The sequence below is a fragment of the Micromonospora sp. IBSANI012 genome (assembly GCF_052814045.1).
The window spans coordinates 3,895,296-3,912,438 of the sequence record NZ_CP199933.1 but is presented as its reverse complement, the minus strand read 5'-3'; the positions used below and the strand labels follow the sequence as shown (position 1 = coordinate 3,912,438).

Below are 17,143 nucleotides of genomic sequence, written 5' to 3'. Positions count from 1 at the left end.
GGGGGGCTACTTGTCCTGCAGGATCTGCCACTTGCCCCCGGAGACGGTGACCAGCTCCAGGGCCTGCTTGGTCAGGCCGGAGTGGTCCTCCGGCGTCATCTTGTAGACGCCGGTGATGCCGACGAATCCGTCGACCTTCTCCAGGTGGTCGCGGACCTTCTGCTTGTCGGTGCCGACCGTCTTGAACGCGTCCACCGCGAGCTGGAAGGAGTCGTACGCGTGCCCGGCGAAGGTGGACGGCTTTTCCTGGTAGGCCTGCTGGTAGTCGGCCAGGAACTTGGTGAGCACCGGCTTCTGCGGGTCGCTATCGGGCAGCTGGTCGGCGATCAGGAGCCGGCCCAGCGGGGCCACCAGGCCGTCCGCCGTGCTACCGGCGCTGTCCAGGAAGATCTGGTTGCCGATGCCGTGGCTCTGCACGACGGGAGCGCTGATGTTGAGCTGCCGGTAGGCCTTCTGGGCGAGCCCGGCCGCCGGGGGGATGCCCCAGATGAGGTTCATGTCCGCCTTGGCGTTGCGGATGTTGATCATCTGGGCGGTGAAGTCGGTGGCGTCCGGGGCGAACTTCTCGACCTTCACCACCGAGATCCCGTCGGCCTTGCCGAGCTCCGTGAGGGTCTCCGCCACGCCCTCGCCGTATCCGGACGCGTCCCGCAGCAGGCCGATGGTCTTCCAGCCCTTGGACCTGGCGTGGTCGACGATGTTCTCCAGCACGACGGCGTCGTTCTGTGCCGTCTTGAAGACCCAGGTGGCATCCTTGGTGACCTTGACGTTCGCCGCGAGCGAGATCATCGGGGTCTTGCTCGACTCCGCCACCGGCCGCATCGCCAGGCTCGGGCCGGTACGGCTGGCGCCGAGCACGATGTCGACCTTCTTGCCGACCATCTCGTTCATCGCCTTGGCGGCGCCGTCCTCGGTGGACTGGTTGTCCTCGACGATCAGCTCGACCTTGCGGCCGTTGATGCCGCCGGCCTCGTTCACCTGCCTGGTCAGCAGCTCCAGCGTCTTGCGCTCGGGTACGCCGAGGCTCGCGCCGGCGCCGGTGATGTCGAGCACCGCGCCGATCCTGATCGGGCCGCTGCTGTCGCCGCCGCCTCCGGTGGCGTCCTTCTCGGCACACCCGGCGATGGTGAGCAGCAGCGCCGCCGCCGCTGTCATGACACCGACCCTGCGGGTCCTGGCCATCACTCGCTCCCTCTGGTCGCGGCTCCGGTCGGGGGGTCCACCGGGCTGCGCCGCCACGAGGGCGTCCGATAATCGAACACCCTGTTCTGATATTGAGTCGAGAGGCTATTATGATGTGGCCGGGCACACAAGGGCCCGAACGAGAAAGGGCTCTTCGTCGGTGACGCACTCGCAGACGTTGGATCGTGGCCTGCGCATTCTGGAGGCGCTCGCCGCCGCCGAGGGCCCCCTGTCGATCGCCGAACTCACCCAGGTCATCGACGTACATCGCTCGATCGTCTACCGCATGGTGCGGACACTCGAAGATCATCGCCTGGTCGGCCGGCGACCGGACGGCCGGTACGAGCTGGGCCTGGGGCTGTCGGCCATGGCTCGCACGGTGCGTCCCGCCGTGCAGTCCGCGGCGCTGCCGGCGCTGTCCGCGCTGGCCGACGACGTCGGCATGACCGCGTTCGTGGTGGTCCCCGACGGCGACGAGGTGGTGACCCTGGCCAGCGTGGAGCCGCGCGGGACCGACGTGCACGTCGCCTACCGCCCGGGGGTGCGGCACTCGGTGCAGCTGGGCGCCCCGGGCATCGCCGTCCTCGCGGGGCGGCCCGCTCAGCCCGGCGAGGCGGAGCGGGTCACCCTGGCGCGCGAGCGCGGCTGGGCGTCCTCGGAGGGCGAGGTGCTCTCCGGGATGCGGTCGGTGGCCGCCCCGGTGGTCGACGACCGCGGCGAGGTGGCCGCCGCCGTGGCCGTGGTCTATGTCGGGGCGCAGAGCGACCCCGACGACCTGGGCAAACGGGTCATCGGGGCGGCCGCCGCCGTCGCCGGACGGCTCGGCTGAGGCCGCTGGTCGAGCGGAAATTCCGAGGCGTACGGTACGTCGCGACGAGCTGGTCGCCGGCGGTTGCGGCGCCGTCGCCGACACATCCGAGGAGGGCACAGTGCAGGAGCGGACTCCACGGCCGGAGGAGCTGGAGCCGATCGAGCGGGCGTCCGTGGACGAGCTGCGGGCGCTGCAGTTGGACCGGCTGCGCTGGTCGATGCGGCACGCGTACGACAACGTGCCGCACTACCGCCAGGCGTTCACCGCCGCCGGCGTGCACCCGGACGACCTGCGCGAGCTGGCCGACCTGGCCCGGTTCCCGTTCACCGGCAAGGCCGAGCTGCGGGAGAACTACCCGTTCGGGATGTTCGCGGTGCCCCGGGAGCGGATCGCCCGGCTGCACGCCTCCTCCGGCACCACCGGCCGCCCCACGGTGGTCGGCTACACCGGCAACGACGTCCGCACCTGGGCGAAGCTGATGGCCCGCTCCATCCGGGCCTCCGGCGGCCGCCCCGGCGACCGAGTGCACGTGGCGTACGGGTACGGGCTCTTCACCGGTGGACTCGGCGCGCACTACGGCGCCGAGGAGCTGGGCTGCACGGTCATCCCGGTCTCCGGCGGCATGACCGAGCGGCAGGTGATGCTGATCCGCGACTTCGAGCCGGACGTCATCATGGTCACGCCCAGCTACATGCTGGCCATCGTGGACGAGATGGAACGGCAGGGCGTCGACCCCCGGTCCACCTCGCTCAAGGTCGGCATCTTCGGCGCCGAGCCGTGGACCGAGGACATGCGCCGCGAGATGGAGCAGCGCCTCGACATGCACGCGGTCGACATCTACGGGCTGTCCGAGGTGATGGGGCCCGGGGTGGCCATCGAGTGCGTGGACACCAAGGACGGCCTGCACCTGTGGGAGGACCACTTCTACCCGGAGATCATCGACCCGGTCACCGGTGAGGTGCTGCCCGACGGCGAGCAGGGCGAGCTGGTGCTCACCTCGCTGACCAAGGAGGCGATGCCGGTGGTCCGCTACCGCACCCGCGACCTCACCCGCCTGCTGCCCGGCACCGCCCGGCCGATGCGCCGGATCGAGAAGATCACCGGTCGGACCGACGACATGATGATCGTGCGCGGGGTGAACGTCTTCCCGACCCAGATCGAGGAGCTGATCCTGCGTACCCCCGCGCTGTCGCCGCACTTCCAGTGCGTGCTGGCCCGCGAGGAGCGGATGGACACCCTGACGGTCAAGGTGGAGCGGCGCGCCGGGGCGGGCGTCGAGGAGGCCGCCCGCGCCGGCCGGGCCCTGGTCGAGCAGGTGAAGAACACCATCGGGGTCAGCGTGGCGGTGGAGGTCATCGCGCCGGACGGGGTGGAGCGCTCGATGGGCAAGATGCGGCGGATCGTCGACCAGCGGCGGGTGGGCTGAGATGGCGGAGAACGGCCGGGTCGCGGCGGGGCGTACCGCCGCGCACGACATGTTCGACGCGGACGTGGCCTCCCGCGCCCTGGGCATCGAGCTGGTCTCCGCCGGCGACGGCGCCGCGGTGGCCCGGATGCGGGTGACCGCGACGATGCTCAACGGGCACGCCATCGGCCACGGCGGCTTCGTCTTCCTGCTCGCCGACACGGCCTTCGCGCTGGCCTGCAACAGCCACGGCCCGGCCACGGTCGCCGCCGGCGGCGAGATCAGCTTCCTGCGCCCGGTCCGCGAGGGTGACCTGCTGACCGCCCGGGCCACCGAACGGACCCGCTACGGCCGCAGCGGGATCTACGACGTCACCGTCTCGCGGGGCGACGAGGTGGTCGCCGAGTTCCGGGGCCGCAGCCGGACGCTGGCCCGCGGCACCGGGGGCTGACCGCGCGGCGCGCGGCCGCTGTCGGCGGTCTCCGGCACGATGACCGGATGACACACATCGTGCTCTTCCATTCCGTGTACGGGCTCCGGCCGGCCGCGCTGGCCCAGGCCGAGCGGTTGCGCGCGGCCGGGCACCGGGTCGTCACCCCCGACCTCTACGGTGAGCCGCCCACCGACACCGTGGCGGCGGGCTTCGCGCTGTTCGACAAGATCGGCCGCGACGAGGTGCTGCGGCGGGGCCGCGCCGCGCTGGCCCCGTTGCCGCCAGAGACCGTGCTGGCCGGCTGGTCGATGGGCGCGGGGGTGGCCGGGGCGCTGCTGGCCGAGCGGCCCGACGCGGCCGCGCTGCTGCTCCTGCACGGCACCGGCGCCGACCCGGCCGCGGTCCGCCCGGGCCTGCCGGTGCAACTGCACCTCGCCGACCCCGACGAGTACGAGACGCCGGAGGAGGTCGCCGAGTGGCAGCGGGCGATGACCGGGGCGGGGGCGCGGCTGGAGGTGTTCCGCTACCCGGGGGCCGGGCACCTCTTCACCGACCCGGACGTGCCGGACCACGATCCGCGGGCCGCCGAGCAGACCTGGGAGCGGGCACTGACCTTCCTCGCCGGGCTGCCCGGCCCGTCGGCCGACTGACCCGGGCCGTCCACCGCGCCGCGCGTGCCGGTCCGCCGGCCGTCCCGCGTGCGGGGACCGGTTCAGGCCACCCGTCTCAGCGGCGGGCCACCGCGGGGCGGCGTCTGACCGGCGCGTTCCGCTGCCGCCTGATGCAGTGCCAGCACGACGGCGGCGCTGCCCCGGCCGGTGGGAGCGGGCGGCGACGGCGGCTGGGGCGCGCGCCCGTCCGGAGTGCTGCGCAGGGGCCGGTCGTGGCGCGCGACGGCGTCGGAGGCTCGGCGCGGCCCGGCGGCGAGCCGGGGGAGGATCGGCACGACAGGGCCCTCGTGGCCACCGCCGGAGCGCGGACCCCACCCCAGGTCAGGGCGGAGGCCGTCGGCTACCCGGGTGCCCCCGTCCCGGGCCCGGTTCCGGGCCGACGACGCCGGTGGCATCGACCACCGCCCCGAGCCATCCACGGTGGACCGGAGGTCGGGCGCGATCAGGTTGCGGCGTGTTCCGGCGATGTGGTGGTCCCGCCCGCCGTCGGAGGCTGCCGCCGAGGCGGCGAGGGCGGCAACCGGCTCCGAGGCGACGGCGGCAAGCTGTTCGGCGGCGAGGGCGGACACCTGCTCGGCAGCGAGGGCGGGAGTCGGCTCGGCGTCGGCCGGGCGGGGCGTGGCGAGGCGGGGAGCGGCCGTACCCGAGCCGGTGGGCGCCACCCGTCCGGATGCCGTCGCACGCCACTGCTCGGCTCGCCGGCCGAACTCGGCGCGGACGGCCCGGGGCAGCCGGTCGTACGCGGTCCGGCGCAGGGCCGGGTCCACGATCTCGTACCGTCCGTGCCGGTCGCACCGGAGCAGGGCGTCGGCGGTGGCGAGCCGGCGCAGCAGCGCCGCCGCCCGCCCGGGCGCCCAGCCGAGCAGCCGGTCGACGGCCGGCGCGGTGAAGCCGACGCCGAGCGCCGCGCCGGCCGTCAGCACCGCCCGCCGCGCGTCGTCGAGCAGGTCCAGCCGGGCGGAGGCCGTGCGGCGCACCGCCTCCGGCAGTCCGGGCTCCCCGTCGCCGCTCGCCGCGACGTACGCGCCGGCGTACCCGGGCATGCCGCCGACCAGCGGCAGCAGGCGGCCGGCGAGCGCGGCCGGCCGGCCGGCGCGGCCGAGCAGCCGGCGCAGCAGCCGCCCGCTGTCGACCGCGCCCAGCGGCGCCAGCGCCACCCGGCAGCGGCGGTCGTCGGGCACGGGCAGTGGGTCGGCCAGCTGCGGCCGGTGGGTGGCGACCACGGCCAGCGGCAGTCCGCGCAGGGTGGCCGCCGCGAAGAGGGCCCGCAGGAAGCGGTCCAGCTCCGGCCCGGCCCGGTCCAGGTCGTCGACCGCGACCACCACCGGCTGCCGGGCGGCGAGGGCCAGCAGCACCTGGCGGCAGGCAGCCGGGCCACCGGTCGCCGTGGCCGTGCCCTCCGGCGCGGCGAGCAGCGCCGCCAGCGCGGCGACCGTCCGGGTGGCCCGGGCCGGTGCGACCAGCCCGTCGACCAGGGCGGCCAGTCGCCGGTAAACCACCGCCGGCGGGTCGCTGTCGCGCACCCCGGCCAGGTCGCGCACCAGCTCGGCGACCGGCCCGAGCGCCCCCTGCGGGTACGGCGGGCAGTGCGTCACGCACCAGCGGACCGCCACCCCGTCGACCTCCCGCAGCGCGTGGCGCAGCTCGTGCAGCAGCCGGCTGCGGCCGATGCCGTCCGGCCCGACCAGCGACACCCATCGTGGACGGTGCTCGCGGGCGGCCCGGACGAGCTGGTCCTGGGCGGTGGCCAGCTCCCGGCGCCGGCCCACCAGCGGGCCCTCGTGCCGGGGCCGTCGCGGCCGGGCCGGCGAGGTGACCCGCCAGACGTCGAGCGGCAGCGCCTTGCCGGCCAGCGCCACCGGGGCGAGCGCCCGCTGGTCGACCAGGTCGGCGGTGGCCCGGTGGGTGGCCGCGCAGACCACCACCCCACCCGCCGGGGCGTACTCCTGCAACCGGGCGGCGGTCGTGGTCACCGCGCCGCTGGCCGCGCCGTGGCCGCCGTCGCGGGCGGCGGCCAGGTCGACCACCGCCTCACCGGTGGCCACCCCGACCCGGACCCGCAGCCGCACGCCCCCCGGCATGGGCCGCCGGTCCAGGGCACGCTGGATCTCCAGCGCGGCCCGGACCGCCCGGTACGCGTCGAGCCCGTCGGAGTGGCGCGCGCCGAACAACGCCATCACCGCGTCGCCGACGTACTTCTCGACCACGCCGTGCCAGTGCCGCAGTACCCCGGCGACGGTGTCGAAGTACGCGCGTTGCAGCGCGCGGACGTCCTCCGGGTCGAGCCGTTCGGTCAGCGCCGTCGAACCGACGATGTCGGCGAACAGCACGCTGACCACGCGCCGTTCCTCCCGGACCGGCCAGGGCGACGTGACGTCCTCCCGACCGGTGGCGACCGTGGACAGTGGCATCGCACCCACCTTTCCCCCCAGCAGCGGTGCCTTACGACATCCGGACACTGTCACCACCGGGCCGTCGGGGGATCTGCAGAACGACGTATGTCGGCCGGTCGCAACCTTTAGTCGCAATGTCGACGCGAGGAGTACCACAGCGGGATCAAGCCCGTAGAACGGTGCGGGGACCTGTGACTAGGCTGCGGACATGGCCAGCGATGTGGACAATGCACCGCTCGTCGGCCGTGCCGACCAGCTGACTGCGCTGCGTTCCGCGCTGCTCGACGAGCTCGGGCCCGGGCAGACGGCGGCGGTCTTCGTCAGCGGTGAGAGCGGGGTGGGCAAGACCCGGCTGCTGCACGAGGTCGGGGCACGGCTGCGCGACGGGGGAGCCGTCGTGCTGACCGGCACCTGCCTGGACATCGGCGACGCCTCGCCGCTGCACCCGGTGATCCAGGCGCTGCGCCGCTTCGACGCCGAGCTGACCGCCACCCAGGCGCGGACCTCGTCGGCCGTACGCGGCCTGCTGCGGACGTTCGCCGAGGAGACGGCCACGGCCGACGGCGGCGCGCTGCTGGAGCGGGTGTCCCGTGGGCTGAGCCTGATCGCCGAGGGCCGTCCGTTGGTGCTGGTCCTCGACGACCTGCAGTGGGTCGACCGGAGCACCCGGCAGCTGCTGCTCTACCTCCTCGCCGGCCTGGGCGACCTCCAGCTCTCCGTGCTCGCCGCGGTGCGGGCCGAGTCGTTGCAGGGCGCCCACCCGCTGCGCCGGGTGCTCACCGAGCTGCGCCGGCTGCGCTCGGTCCGGGTGGTCGACCTGGCCCCGCTGGACCGCGCGGACACCGACCGGCTGGTCGCCGCGATCGTCGGCACGCCGCCGACGCCGGAGGCCGCCGAGCAGGTCTGGCAGCGCAGCGGCGGCAACCCCTTCGTGGTCGAGGAACTCGCCCGCGACCTGCGCGACGGCCGCGACGGGCTCTCCGACACGCTGCGCGAGATCTTCCTGTCCCGGGTCGACGCGCTGCCCCAGCACGCGCACGCGGTGGTGCACGCCGTGGCCGCCGGGGTGGAGCCGGTCGAGCACTGGCTGCTGGCCGAGGTGCTCGGCCTGCCCGAGCAGGAGCTGATCGAGGCGGTCCGCGCCGCGGTGGCGCACCGGCTGCTGGTCGGCGCCGACGACGGCTACCGGCTCCGGCACCGCCTGGTCGCCGAGGTGCTCGCCCACGAGCTGCTGCCCGCCGAGCGCTCCGCCCTGCACCGGCGCTACGCCGAGGCGCTCACCCGGGCGCCGGCGGAGCTGCACCAGGCCCGGTTGGCGCACCACTGGCGGTTGGCCGGCGAGCCCGGCCGGGCCTTGCCGGCGGCGATGGCCGCCGCCCGCGAGGCCGAGCGGCTGCACGGTTTCGCCGAGGCGCATCGGCACTGGTCGGTGGCGTTGCAACTCGCCGACACCCCGCCCGCCGGGCCGATTGAGGCGGCGCCGGTGGAGGTCGACCGGGCGGCGCTGCTGGAGCACGCGGCCGAGACCGCCCACCAGTGCGGCGAGCACGCCCGGGCGCTCTCCCTGCTGGCCGAGCTGGCCGGCGGCGACGACGCCGAGCCGTCCTGCGGGCTGCGCATCCGGCGGGCCCGCTACCTCGCCGCCGCTGGGCGCTCCGCCCCCGCCGAGGCCGAGTACCAGCGCGTGCTGGACGCCGCCGACTGCACCTCCCGGGAACGGGCCACCGCCGCCGCCCACCTCGCCGAGCTGCTGCTGCACCTGGGCCGGTACGCCGACGCCGGCGCCCGGGCCCGGGAGGCGCTGGCGCTGGCGGCCGAGGTCGACGGCAGCACCACCGAGGTGGTGCTGGCCAGCTCGGCGCTCGGCTTCAGCGAGGCGTTCCTGGAGGACCCGGACGCCGGCCTGGCCGTGGTGCGGCGGGCGCTGGAGATCGCCGAGCGGGCCGGCCGGCCCGAGGACGTGGCCTGCGCGTACCTGCACCTGGCGGAGCTGCTCACCGGGCCGCTGAACATCCTCGAGGAGGGGGTGGTGGTGGCCCGCCGGGGCGCCGAGCGGGTCGCCGAGCTGGGCCTGGGGCGCACCTACGAGACCCGGCTGCTGGCCATCGCCACCAACGGGCTGTTCCGGGTGGGGCAGTGGGCCGAGGCGGAGAAGGTCGTCGCGGCGGCGCTGCGGCACCGCCCGTCCGGCGCGGACGCGGTCGAGCTGCTGCTGGCCCGGTGCCGCCTCTCCGTCGGCTACGGCGACGTGGAGGCCTCCGACCGCGACCTGGAGGCGGTGGCCACGGTGCTGGCCGGTGGCGGGGCGCGGCACGTGCTGCCGATGCTGATCCTGCGGGCCGGGCTGGCGATGTGGCAGGGCCGGCACGACGTGGCCCGGCAGGCCGTGCAGCGCGGCCTCACCGAGAGCCGCTCGGACGACGTGGTGCTGCTGGCCACCCTCGCCTGGCACGGCCTGCGCGCCGAGGCGGAGGCGCACGCCAGCCGGACGGTGCCGATCGACGAGACCGTGGTCCGGCGGCTGCGCGAGGTGGTCGACCGGGTGGCCCGCAAGAGCGGCCACGCCGCCCGGCCGGTGCGCCTGGGCGCGGAGGGCTTCCTGGTGCTGTGCACGGCCGAGCTGAGTCGGCTCGACGGGCGGGGCGACCCCGACCTGTGGGCCCGGTCGGCCGCCGAGTGGGACCGGCGCAACCACCCGTATCCGGCGGCCTACTCGCGGCTGCGGCAGGCCGAGGCGCTGCTCGCCCGGCGCAGCCGCAGCGCGACCGCGGCCAAGCTGCTGCGCCGGGCGTACGAGATGGCGCAGGGGCTGGGTGCCGTGCCGCTGACCAGCGAGATCAAGACCCTCGCCGGGCGGGCCCGGGTGGAGCTGGAGGAGCGCGCCCAGCCGGCCGGCGGCCCGGGGGCGGCCCGCAGCGAGCCGGTCAGCGACGAGTTGGCGGTGCTGACCGCCCGGGAGCGCGAGGTGCTCGCCGCGGTGGCCGAGGGGTTGACCAACAAGGAGATCGGCCAGCGGTTGTTCATCAGCGAGCGGACCATCGGCGTGCACGTCTCGCACATCTTCGACAAGCTCCAGGTGCGCACCCGGGTCCAGGCCAGCGCGATCCACCTGCGCAACCGCCTCGACTGACGCACACACCGGTCCGCCACGAATACGTCGTTCTACTGATCCCGTACGTCGGCGTCGCTGGAAGGCTGTCCAGCGACGCCGACGGCACGGGGGTGCCCCGACCACTGTGGAGGAGACATGACGGAACCGGTCTGGGGCCCGGTCCACGCCGACATCGTCGGGCTCCTGGCGGACCACCCGGGTGACGTGCCGGCGGTGGTGGACCACCTCACCAAGCTCCAGGACCTGCTGGTGCGGCTGCCTCCGCTGGAGCGCAGCTGCCCGCTGGCCGACTTCAACGAGCTGTACCTGACCATCACCACCAGCGTGCTGGAGGGGCTGTACGACGACTTCTTCGCCGACCCGGTCTTCCTGTCCCGGCTCGACGTGGAGTTCGCCACCCGCTACTTCGACGCGCTGCGGCTGTGGTCGGAGTCCAGCCCGACCACCCCGAAGGCCTGGTCGTGCCTGTTCAAGCGGATGCGCGGCCCGGACGCCCGGCCGCTGCCGTCGGCGGCGGCGGGGGTGAACGCGCACATCAACTTCGACCTGCCGTTCGCGCTGGTGACGACCTTCGACCACCTGGAGTCCGAGCCGGTCGACGGCAGCGAGCAGCACCGCGACTATCTCAAGATCAACGACATCTTCGCCGACAAGATCCCCTCGCTGCGGCGCGGCTACCTGGAGCGGTGGCAGCTGCTGATCGACATGCTCAACGGGGACGTCGACGACTGGTACCAGGGCGAACTGGTGGAATACACCCGGGACGTGGCCTGGCGCAACGCCCAGAAGATCTGGCGGTGCCGGCACGACCCGCACGCTCGCGACTGCGAGCGCACGCGGCTGGACGACAACGCCGCGGCACTCGGCCGGCTACTGCTGTCGCCGCTGGGGGCGTTCCTGCAGTAGCCGGGGACGGGGGGTCCCCGCGCTCCGGGAAACCGGGGCGCGGGGACGCGTCCCCGCCGGGCAGGATGGCCCGATGCCGCTGACCGAACAGCCCCTGCCCGGCAACGTCACCACCGGCGTCGTCCGGGTCGGCGACACGGTGCGCCGGCCGGTCGGCCCGTGGACCGACAGCGTCGACGCGCTGCTGACGCACCTGCACGCGGTGGGCTTCACCGGCGCGCCCCGGCCGCTGGGCCGCGACGCGCAGGGCCGCCAGGTGCTGGAGTACGTGCCGGGGGAGTGCGGGCCGGAGGCCGGGACGTACCCGCTGGCGGAGCTGGCCTCGATCGGCCGCCTGCTGGCCGACCTGCACGACGCGGTGGCGGGGTTCGTGCCCCCGGAGCCGGCCGGCTGGCGGGTGCCGATCGCCCCGGACGGCGCCGACCTCGTCTGCCACCACGACGCCGCGCCCTGGAACCTGATCCGCGCCGACCGCGGCTGGGTGCTGATCGACTGGGACGGCGCCGGCCCCGGCACCCGGCGCTGGGAGTTGGCGTACGCCGCGCAGGCCATGGCGGGGATGCGGCCGGACCGGCCGGTCGCCGAGTCCGCGCGCCGGCTGCGCGCCCTGGTCGACGGGTACGGCCTGGCCGGCGCGGACCGCCCGGCGCTGGCCGCCACCCTGGGCCGCCGGGCCCGGGCGATGTACGCGCTGCTGCGCGACGGCGCCCGCGACGGGGTGCAGCCCTGGGCCCGGATCTTCACCGTCGACGGCCCGTACTGGCGGGCCACCGCCGCCCACCTGGACGCGCACGTCGAGGACTGGACCCGCGCGCTGGAGTGAGCCGGGGTGTCGGCCGGCCGGCACCGGGTACGCGCCGGTCATGCCCGTACACCGCTCCGCGTTCCGCTTCGACCCGGCCTTCCGGGCCCCGCTGGCGCTGCTCGGCGTACGCCCGGAGACGTCCTGGGTGCTCGTCGACGACGAGGCGCTGGAGATCCGGTACGGACCCTGGCGGCTGCGCACCTCCCGGGCCAACGTCACCGGGGCGGAGCTCGGCGGGCCGTACCGGTGGTGGCGGGCGATCGGCCCGCACCTGTCGCTCGCCGACGGCGGGGTCACCTTCGGCAGCAGCACCGCCGCCGGGGTGTGCGTGCGGTTCGCCGAGCCCGTCGCGGCCCTGGTGCCGGGACCGTGGCCGCGCCATCCCGGCGCCACGGTCACCGTCTCCGACCCGGAGGCCCTGCGGGACGCCCTGCGGACGCCGCCGGGCTGAGGCGAGCCGCCCACGCGGTCGGCGCCCGCGATGATCTCCCGGCTTACCGGTTCCGCCGAGCGGTGCTGTGGGTACCGCCTACGGTCGGTGCAGGACCGTAGAGAGTGGGACGGGCATGGTGGACGGGCGGGACGGGGCGACGCCACGGCGTACCCGGGGGCGGCGTGGCACGCCGGCGGGTCTCGGGCCTGAGGTGCGGGCGGCCCGCGATCCGCTGCACGGGGAGCGCACCCGGTCGGGGGCGGTGACGGTCCCGGAGTGCGTGGAGAGCCACGCCCGCCCCCGCCCGGCGGCCGACCCGCTGCGGCGCTGGCTCTTCGCCCACCAGGTGCAGCCGGTCGGCCCCGAGGCGGAGGAGGGTAAGCAGAAGCGCCACCCCTGGTGGCAGGTGATGTGCCTGACCGGCGTCGACTACTTCTCCACCCTGTCGTACCTGCCCGGCATCGCGGCGCTGGCGGCCGGGGCGCTCTCCCCGCTGGCCACCCTGCTCATCGTGGCGCTGACCCTGTTCGGGATGCTGCCGATGTACCGGCGGGTGGCCCGGGAGAGCCCGCACGGGCAGGGCTCGGTGGCGATGCTGGAACGGCTGCTGCCGTTCTGGCGCGGCAAGATCTTCGTCCTGGTGCTGCTCGGCTTCGTCGCCACCTCGTGGATCATCACGATCACCCTCTCCGCCGCCGACGCGACGGTCCACCTGCTGGAGAACCCGTACCTGCCGGCGTCCTTCCCGCACGGCGCGGCCGCCGCCGTGGTGGTGACCGTGCTGCTGCTGCTGGTCCTCGGCGGGGTGTTCCTGCTGGGGTTCAGCGAGGCGGTCAGCGTGGCCATCCCGCTGGTCGCGGTCTTCCTCGGGCTGAACGCGGTGATCGTCGTGGTCGGGCTGGCCGACGTGGCCGCGAACCCGTCCCTGGTGGGCGACTGGACGCAGGCGCTGACCGCCGGCGGCACCGGTCTCGGCGACCTGCTCGGGCCCGCGGTGCTGGCCTTCCCGCTGCTGGTGCTGGGCCTGTCCGGTTTCGAGACCGGGGTCAGCATGATGCCGTTGGTGAAGGGGGCGGGGGCGGACTCCCCGCAGCGCCTGGAGGCGCGGATCCGCAACACCCGCAAGCTGCTCACCGTCGCCTCGCTGATCATGTCGGTGTACCTGATCGCCACCACGTTCGTCACCACGGTGCTGATCCCGGCGGAGGAGTTCCGGCCGGGCGGCGCCGCCAACGGACGGGCCCTGGCCTGGCTGGCGCACGAACACCTCGGCGAGGCGTTCGGCACCGTCTACGACATCAGCAGCGTGCTGATCCTCTGGTTCGCCGGCGCCTCGGCGATGGCCGGCCTGATCAACATCGTGCCGCGCTACCTGCCGTCCTACGGGATGGCGCCGGAGTGGGGCCGGGCGGTCCGGCCGGTGGTGATCGTCTACACGCTGATCAGCATCGCCATCACGGTCGCCTTCCGGGCGGACGTCAACGCCCAGGCCGGCGCGTACGCCACCGGGATCCTGGCGATGATGGTCTCCGGCGCGGTGGCGGTGACCATCGCGGCCGTGCGGGCCCACCACCGGATCGCCGGGGCCGGCTTCGGCCTGCTCACCGCCGTCCTGCTCTACGCGCTCGCCGAGAACGTGATCGAGAAGCCGGACGGCATCGCCATCTCGGCCCTGTTCATCGCCGGGATCATCGCCGTCTCGCTGATCTCCCGGGTGTCCCGCACCACCGAGCTGCGGGCGGAGCGGATCGAGTTCGACCCGGCCGCCCGGCGGTTCATCGCCGACTCGCTGACCCACGACGGCCGGCTGCACCTGATCGCCAACAAGCGCGACAGTGGGGCGCTCAAGGAGTACCGGGTCAAGGAGCGGGCGCAGCGCGGCATGAACCCGGTGCCCGGCGCGGCCGACGTGCTGTTCCTGGAGATCGACGTGGTGGACCCGTCCCAGTTCAGCCAGGTGCTGCGGGTGCACGGCGTCGAGGTCGGCGGTTACCGGGTGCTGCGGGCCAGCAGCCCGGCCGTCCCGAACGCCATCGCGGCCATCCTGCTCGCCCTGCGCGACGGCACCGGCGTACGCCCGCACGCGCACTTCGAGTGGTCCGAGGGCAACCCGCTCGCCCACCTGCTGCGCTACCTCATCCTCGGCCGGGGCGACACGCCGCCGGTGGTCCGGGAGATCATCCGCAAGAGTGAGCCGGACCCGTCGCGCCGACCCGGCATCCACGTCGGCGGCTGAGGGCACCCGCGGCCGCTGGTTAGCCCGGGCCGCGGCTCAGCCCAGGGACCGCAGCCGCCCGGCCAGGTCGCCGGCGAAGAAGTCGAGGAAGCCGTCCGGGTCGGGGCCGGCGTTCTGCAGGACGATGTGGTCGTAGCCGGCGTCGACGAACGCCTTGACCGCCGCCACGTGCACCTGCGGATCCGGGCCGACGGCGAACTGGCGCCGGATGTGGTGGTCCTCCACCCAGGAGGTCGCCGCGTCGAAGTTCACCGGGTTGGGCAGCTCGCTCATCACCTTCCACCCGGTGATCGCCCATCGGCTGGTCTCCCACGCGGCCCGCACCGCCTGTTCCTCGTCGCCGGCCCAGGCGAGCGGGACCTCGGCGTAGCGGGGTCCGGCGCCGCCGGCCGCCCGGTAGTGCTCGACGATGGACGACTTCGGCTCGGTGGCGAACAGCCCGTCGCCCAGCTCGGCCGCCAAGGTGGCCGAGGATCTGCCGCCGGCCGCCACGGCGATCACCGGCGGGGTGTCCGGCAGGTCGAAGACCCGGGCGTCCTCCAGCTGGAGGTGCCTGCCCTCGTACGAGTGGTAGCCGCCCTGCCAGAGCAGGCGGATGATCTCCAGCGCCTCGCGCAGCCGCTCGTGTCGCCCCCGTACGCTCGGGAAGCCCTGTCCCACCACGTGCTCGTTGAGGCGTTCCCCGGCGCCGACGCCGAGGGTGAACCGGCCGTCGGAGATCAGCGCCATGGTCGCCGCGGCCTGCGCGATGATCGCCGGGTGGTACCGCACGGTGGGGCAGGTGACCCCGGTCGCCAGGCCCAGGCTGCTCGTCCTCGCGGCGATCGCGCCCAGCACGCTCCAGGTGAAGGACGAGTGGCCCTGCACGTCGAGCCAGGGGTGGAAGTGGTCGCTCATCTCCACGAAGTCGAAGCCGGCCTGCTCGGCGCGGACCGCCTGGCGGATGATCTCCTGCGGGCCGTACCCCTCCGAGGCCAGCTTGTAGCCGATCTGCATGCGGCGTCTCCGTCCCCTCCGGCGCTGGGCCGCTGCCCTTCCCGGCCCGTCCGCCGGCAAACACACCCTCTCGACCCAGCCTCCTAGGACGCCGTAGCAGTGGTGACGGAGGTGATCGGGAGCGGACACGAACCGGCCCGCGCCCCGGGGGTGCGGGCGCGGGCCGGGGTCGGTGGGCCTACTTGGACGGCTCGGGCAGCTTGCAGTCGACCTTGGGATTGGCGCCGACGTAGTTCAGCGGCCCGGCCACGATGGTCACCAGGATCGTGCCGGCCTCGGCGCAGTTGGTGTCGTCGTTGCTGTAGTAGCCGCGCTGCCCGGCGGCGATCGCGCCGATGAGCAACCAGATGACGACGAGAACTCCGAAAATCGACGTGCCGCGCATGGGGTGCCTCCAGAGTCGTGGTGGGTCGAGGTGACGCACTTGTACCCAGAGGCGACGAGCGGATAAACGACATCCGGAACGGTCACCGGCGCACCGGCCGGATCAGTGCGGCGGGGAAGGGGTCTCCGGCGGCTTGCCCCGGCTGCGCAGGGTGTCCGCGACCGCCACGCCGGCGAGTATCACCATCGCGCCCGCGGCGGCGAAGAGCGGCGGCAGGAAGAGCACCGCCGGGGCGAGGGTCAGCAGCGCCAGCAGCCCACCGGTGCGCGACAGCGAGACCCGGCTGAACACCTCGTACTCGAAGGCGGACCGGCCGACCAGGAAGAGCGCCGGCCCGCCGAGGATGACCGCCGCCCACGACGGCGGGGTGTGCCCCAGCGGCTCGTGCAGCACCAGGTCGAATCCGGCCGCCGTGGTCACCACCCCGGCCACCAGCGTCAGGTGGGTGTACGGCGCGGTCAGCAGGAACCTGCTCGGCGCCTTCGCCGCCTGGATCGCGTGCGGCAGCAGCTCACCCGAGCGGTGCACGTAGATCCGCCAGAGCAGCAGGGTGGTGGCGAAGGCGATGGCGAACGCGCCGAGGTTCTCCGCCTCCGAGTGCTGGAGGCTGAACATGGTGCCGATGACCAGGATGGCGTCGCCGAGCGCGATGATGAAGAACTGCTGGAAGCGCTCCGACAGGTGTTCGGCGGTGACGTTGCGCTGCCGCTCGGGGACCATCCCCAGCCCGGGCACCGGGTACGCCAGCCGGAAGCCGCCGTAGTCGATGGCGAGCGCCAGCGCCCAGAACGCCTCCCGGGCGTGCCCGCTCACCGTGCCGCCGATGATCCAGGGGATGGCGGAGACGCCGAACCAGATGAAGATCCGTGCCGCCCGGCGCTGGGTGGGTCGGTGTCCGCGCACCGTGGGCATCAGGAACAGGCCCCGGCCGAGGTGGATCGCCACGTAGGTGCCGGCGAAGACCATGCCCCGGTCGGTGAAGGCGTGCGGGATGGCCGTGGTCATCAGCAGCGCGCCGAACATCACCGCCGTGATCAGCAGCTTGATCTCGGTGCGCTGCGGGTCGTACATGTCGGTGACCAGGGTGGTGATCGCCCAGGTCCACCAGAGCGCCATCAGGATGATCAGGGACTGGCCGGCGTGCTGCCAGGTCAGGTCGGTGACCAGGCCATTGGAGATGAGGGCGAGCGCGACGACGTAGACCAGGTCGAAGAAGAGCTCCAGCAGGGTCACCCGGCGGGGACCCTCGGGGTCACGCAACGGCACGCCGGCCTGCCGGGCGGGCGGCTCCGGCATGAGTGGCTGCACGTGCTGCTCCTGCGTACCGGGTTGTCGGCGCGGCGGGCCGCCGTCGGCCCGCTCACCGACCGTAGCG

At 74.3% G+C, this 17,143-nt stretch carries 14 protein-coding genes; 9 read left to right on the top strand and 5 right to left on the bottom strand.

Annotation, left to right across the window (positions count from 1 at the left end):
- Nucleotides 1-6: 6 nt before the first annotated feature.
- A complete protein-coding gene (locus ACTWM8_RS18085) occupies nucleotides 7-1,155 on the bottom strand; it encodes an ABC transporter substrate-binding protein (RefSeq protein WP_446210054.1) in 1,149 nt (382 codons plus the stop codon).
- A gap of 187 nt (nucleotides 1,156-1,342) precedes the next feature.
- On the opposite strand from ACTWM8_RS18085, the gene ACTWM8_RS18080 reads away from it, so the two are divergent.
- The 4 genes from ACTWM8_RS18080 (at nucleotide 1,343) to ACTWM8_RS18065 (ending at nucleotide 4,481) form a co-directional block, all read left to right on the top strand.
- Nucleotides 1,343-2,011 carry an IclR family transcriptional regulator gene (locus ACTWM8_RS18080; RefSeq protein ID WP_446210053.1) on the top strand — a complete coding sequence of 223 codons (669 nt, stop codon included), beginning with the start codon at nucleotides 1,343-1,345 and terminating at the stop codon, nucleotides 2,009-2,011.
- A 100-nt stretch (nucleotides 2,012-2,111) separates the two neighbouring features.
- Nucleotides 2,112-3,419, top strand: a complete 1,308-nt coding sequence (paaK, locus tag ACTWM8_RS18075; protein ID WP_446210052.1) for a phenylacetate--CoA ligase PaaK — start codon at nucleotides 2,112-2,114, stop codon at nucleotides 3,417-3,419.
- A 1-nt stretch (nucleotide 3,420) separates the two neighbouring features.
- Nucleotides 3,421-3,849 carry a hydroxyphenylacetyl-CoA thioesterase PaaI gene (paaI, locus tag ACTWM8_RS18070; RefSeq protein WP_446210051.1) on the top strand — a complete coding sequence of 143 codons (429 nt, stop codon included), beginning with the start codon at nucleotides 3,421-3,423 and terminating at the stop codon, nucleotides 3,847-3,849.
- Between the two features lie 47 nt (nucleotides 3,850-3,896).
- Nucleotides 3,897-4,481, top strand: coding sequence for a dienelactone hydrolase family protein (locus ACTWM8_RS18065; protein WP_446210050.1), 585 nt, complete (start codon nucleotides 3,897-3,899; stop codon nucleotides 4,479-4,481).
- A gap of 62 nt (nucleotides 4,482-4,543) precedes the next feature.
- Here the strand turns inward: ACTWM8_RS18065 and ACTWM8_RS18060 are convergent, their stop codons facing one another.
- Nucleotides 4,544-6,913, bottom strand: coding sequence for an AAA family ATPase (locus ACTWM8_RS18060; protein ID WP_446210049.1), 2,370 nt, complete (start codon nucleotides 6,911-6,913; stop codon nucleotides 4,544-4,546).
- Nucleotides 6,914-7,103: 190 nt separating this feature from the next.
- Here ACTWM8_RS18060 and ACTWM8_RS18055 point away from each other — a divergent pair, with 190 nt between their 5' ends.
- The 5 genes from ACTWM8_RS18055 to ACTWM8_RS18035 all read left to right on the top strand — a co-directional run bounded on the left by ACTWM8_RS18055 (nucleotide 7,104) and on the right by ACTWM8_RS18035 (nucleotide 14,387).
- Entirely contained in the window at nucleotides 7,104-10,025 is a 2,922-nt protein-coding gene (locus ACTWM8_RS18055) for a helix-turn-helix transcriptional regulator (protein WP_446210048.1), read from the top strand.
- 117 nt (nucleotides 10,026-10,142) lie between these two features.
- Entirely contained in the window at nucleotides 10,143-10,913 is a 771-nt protein-coding gene (locus tag ACTWM8_RS18050; protein ID WP_334452739.1) for a DUF5995 family protein, read from the top strand.
- 73 nt (nucleotides 10,914-10,986) lie between these two features.
- Nucleotides 10,987-11,736: a phosphotransferase gene (locus ACTWM8_RS18045; protein WP_446210047.1), complete on the top strand. Its 750-nt coding sequence runs from the start codon at nucleotides 10,987-10,989 to the stop codon at nucleotides 11,734-11,736.
- Nucleotides 11,737-11,776: 40 nt separating this feature from the next.
- Complete coding sequence (locus tag ACTWM8_RS18040; protein ID WP_446210046.1) at nucleotides 11,777-12,169, top strand: hypothetical protein; 393 nt, start codon at nucleotides 11,777-11,779, stop codon at nucleotides 12,167-12,169.
- A 115-nt stretch (nucleotides 12,170-12,284) separates the two neighbouring features.
- Nucleotides 12,285-14,387, top strand: coding sequence for an amino acid transporter (locus ACTWM8_RS18035; RefSeq protein WP_446210045.1), 2,103 nt, complete (start codon nucleotides 12,285-12,287; stop codon nucleotides 14,385-14,387).
- 36 nt (nucleotides 14,388-14,423) lie between these two features.
- Here the strand turns inward: ACTWM8_RS18035 and ACTWM8_RS18030 are convergent, their stop codons facing one another.
- The 3 genes from ACTWM8_RS18030 to ACTWM8_RS18020 form a co-directional block, all read right to left on the bottom strand.
- Nucleotides 14,424-15,383: a TIGR03557 family F420-dependent LLM class oxidoreductase gene (locus tag ACTWM8_RS18030; RefSeq protein ID WP_446210044.1), complete on the bottom strand. Its 960-nt coding sequence runs from the start codon at nucleotides 15,381-15,383 to the stop codon at nucleotides 14,424-14,426.
- 178 nt (nucleotides 15,384-15,561) lie between these two features.
- Entirely contained in the window at nucleotides 15,562-15,768 is a 207-nt protein-coding gene (locus ACTWM8_RS18025) for a hypothetical protein (protein WP_334452733.1), read from the bottom strand.
- A gap of 102 nt (nucleotides 15,769-15,870) precedes the next feature.
- On the bottom strand, nucleotides 15,871-17,076 hold the full coding sequence (locus ACTWM8_RS18020) for a low temperature requirement protein A (protein ID WP_446210043.1): 1,206 nt from the start codon (nucleotides 17,074-17,076) through the stop codon (nucleotides 15,871-15,873).
- Between the last annotated feature and the right edge of the window lie 67 nt (nucleotides 17,077-17,143).

Bases quoted from the DNA above. Each gene is read 5' to 3' on its own strand.
- paaI (WP_446210051.1), top strand. From the start codon at position 3,421: ATGGCGGAGAACGGCCGGGTCGCGGCGGGGCGTACCGCCGCGCACGAC.
- ACTWM8_RS18050 (WP_334452739.1), top strand. From the start codon at position 10,143: ATGACGGAACCGGTCTGGGGCCCGGTCCACGCCGACATCGTCGGGCTC.
- ACTWM8_RS18035 (WP_446210045.1), top strand. From the start codon at position 12,285: ATGGTGGACGGGCGGGACGGGGCGACGCCACGGCGTACCCGGGGGCGG.
- ACTWM8_RS18060 (WP_446210049.1), bottom strand. From the start codon at position 6,913: ATGCCACTGTCCACGGTCGCCACCGGTCGGGAGGACGTCACGTCGCCC.
- ACTWM8_RS18025 (WP_334452733.1), bottom strand. From the start codon at position 15,768: ATGCGCGGCACGTCGATTTTCGGAGTTCTCGTCGTCATCTGGTTGCTC.
- ACTWM8_RS18030 (WP_446210044.1), bottom strand. From the start codon at position 15,383: ATGCAGATCGGCTACAAGCTGGCCTCGGAGGGGTACGGCCCGCAGGAG.
- ACTWM8_RS18040 (WP_446210046.1), top strand. From the start codon at position 11,777: ATGCCCGTACACCGCTCCGCGTTCCGCTTCGACCCGGCCTTCCGGGCC.
- ACTWM8_RS18085 (WP_446210054.1), bottom strand. From the start codon at position 1,155: ATGACAGCGGCGGCGGCGCTGCTGCTCACCATCGCCGGGTGTGCCGAG.
- ACTWM8_RS18065 (WP_446210050.1), top strand. From the start codon at position 3,897: ATGACACACATCGTGCTCTTCCATTCCGTGTACGGGCTCCGGCCGGCC.
- ACTWM8_RS18055 (WP_446210048.1), top strand. From the start codon at position 7,104: ATGGCCAGCGATGTGGACAATGCACCGCTCGTCGGCCGTGCCGACCAG.
- ACTWM8_RS18045 (WP_446210047.1), top strand. From the start codon at position 10,987: ATGCCGCTGACCGAACAGCCCCTGCCCGGCAACGTCACCACCGGCGTC.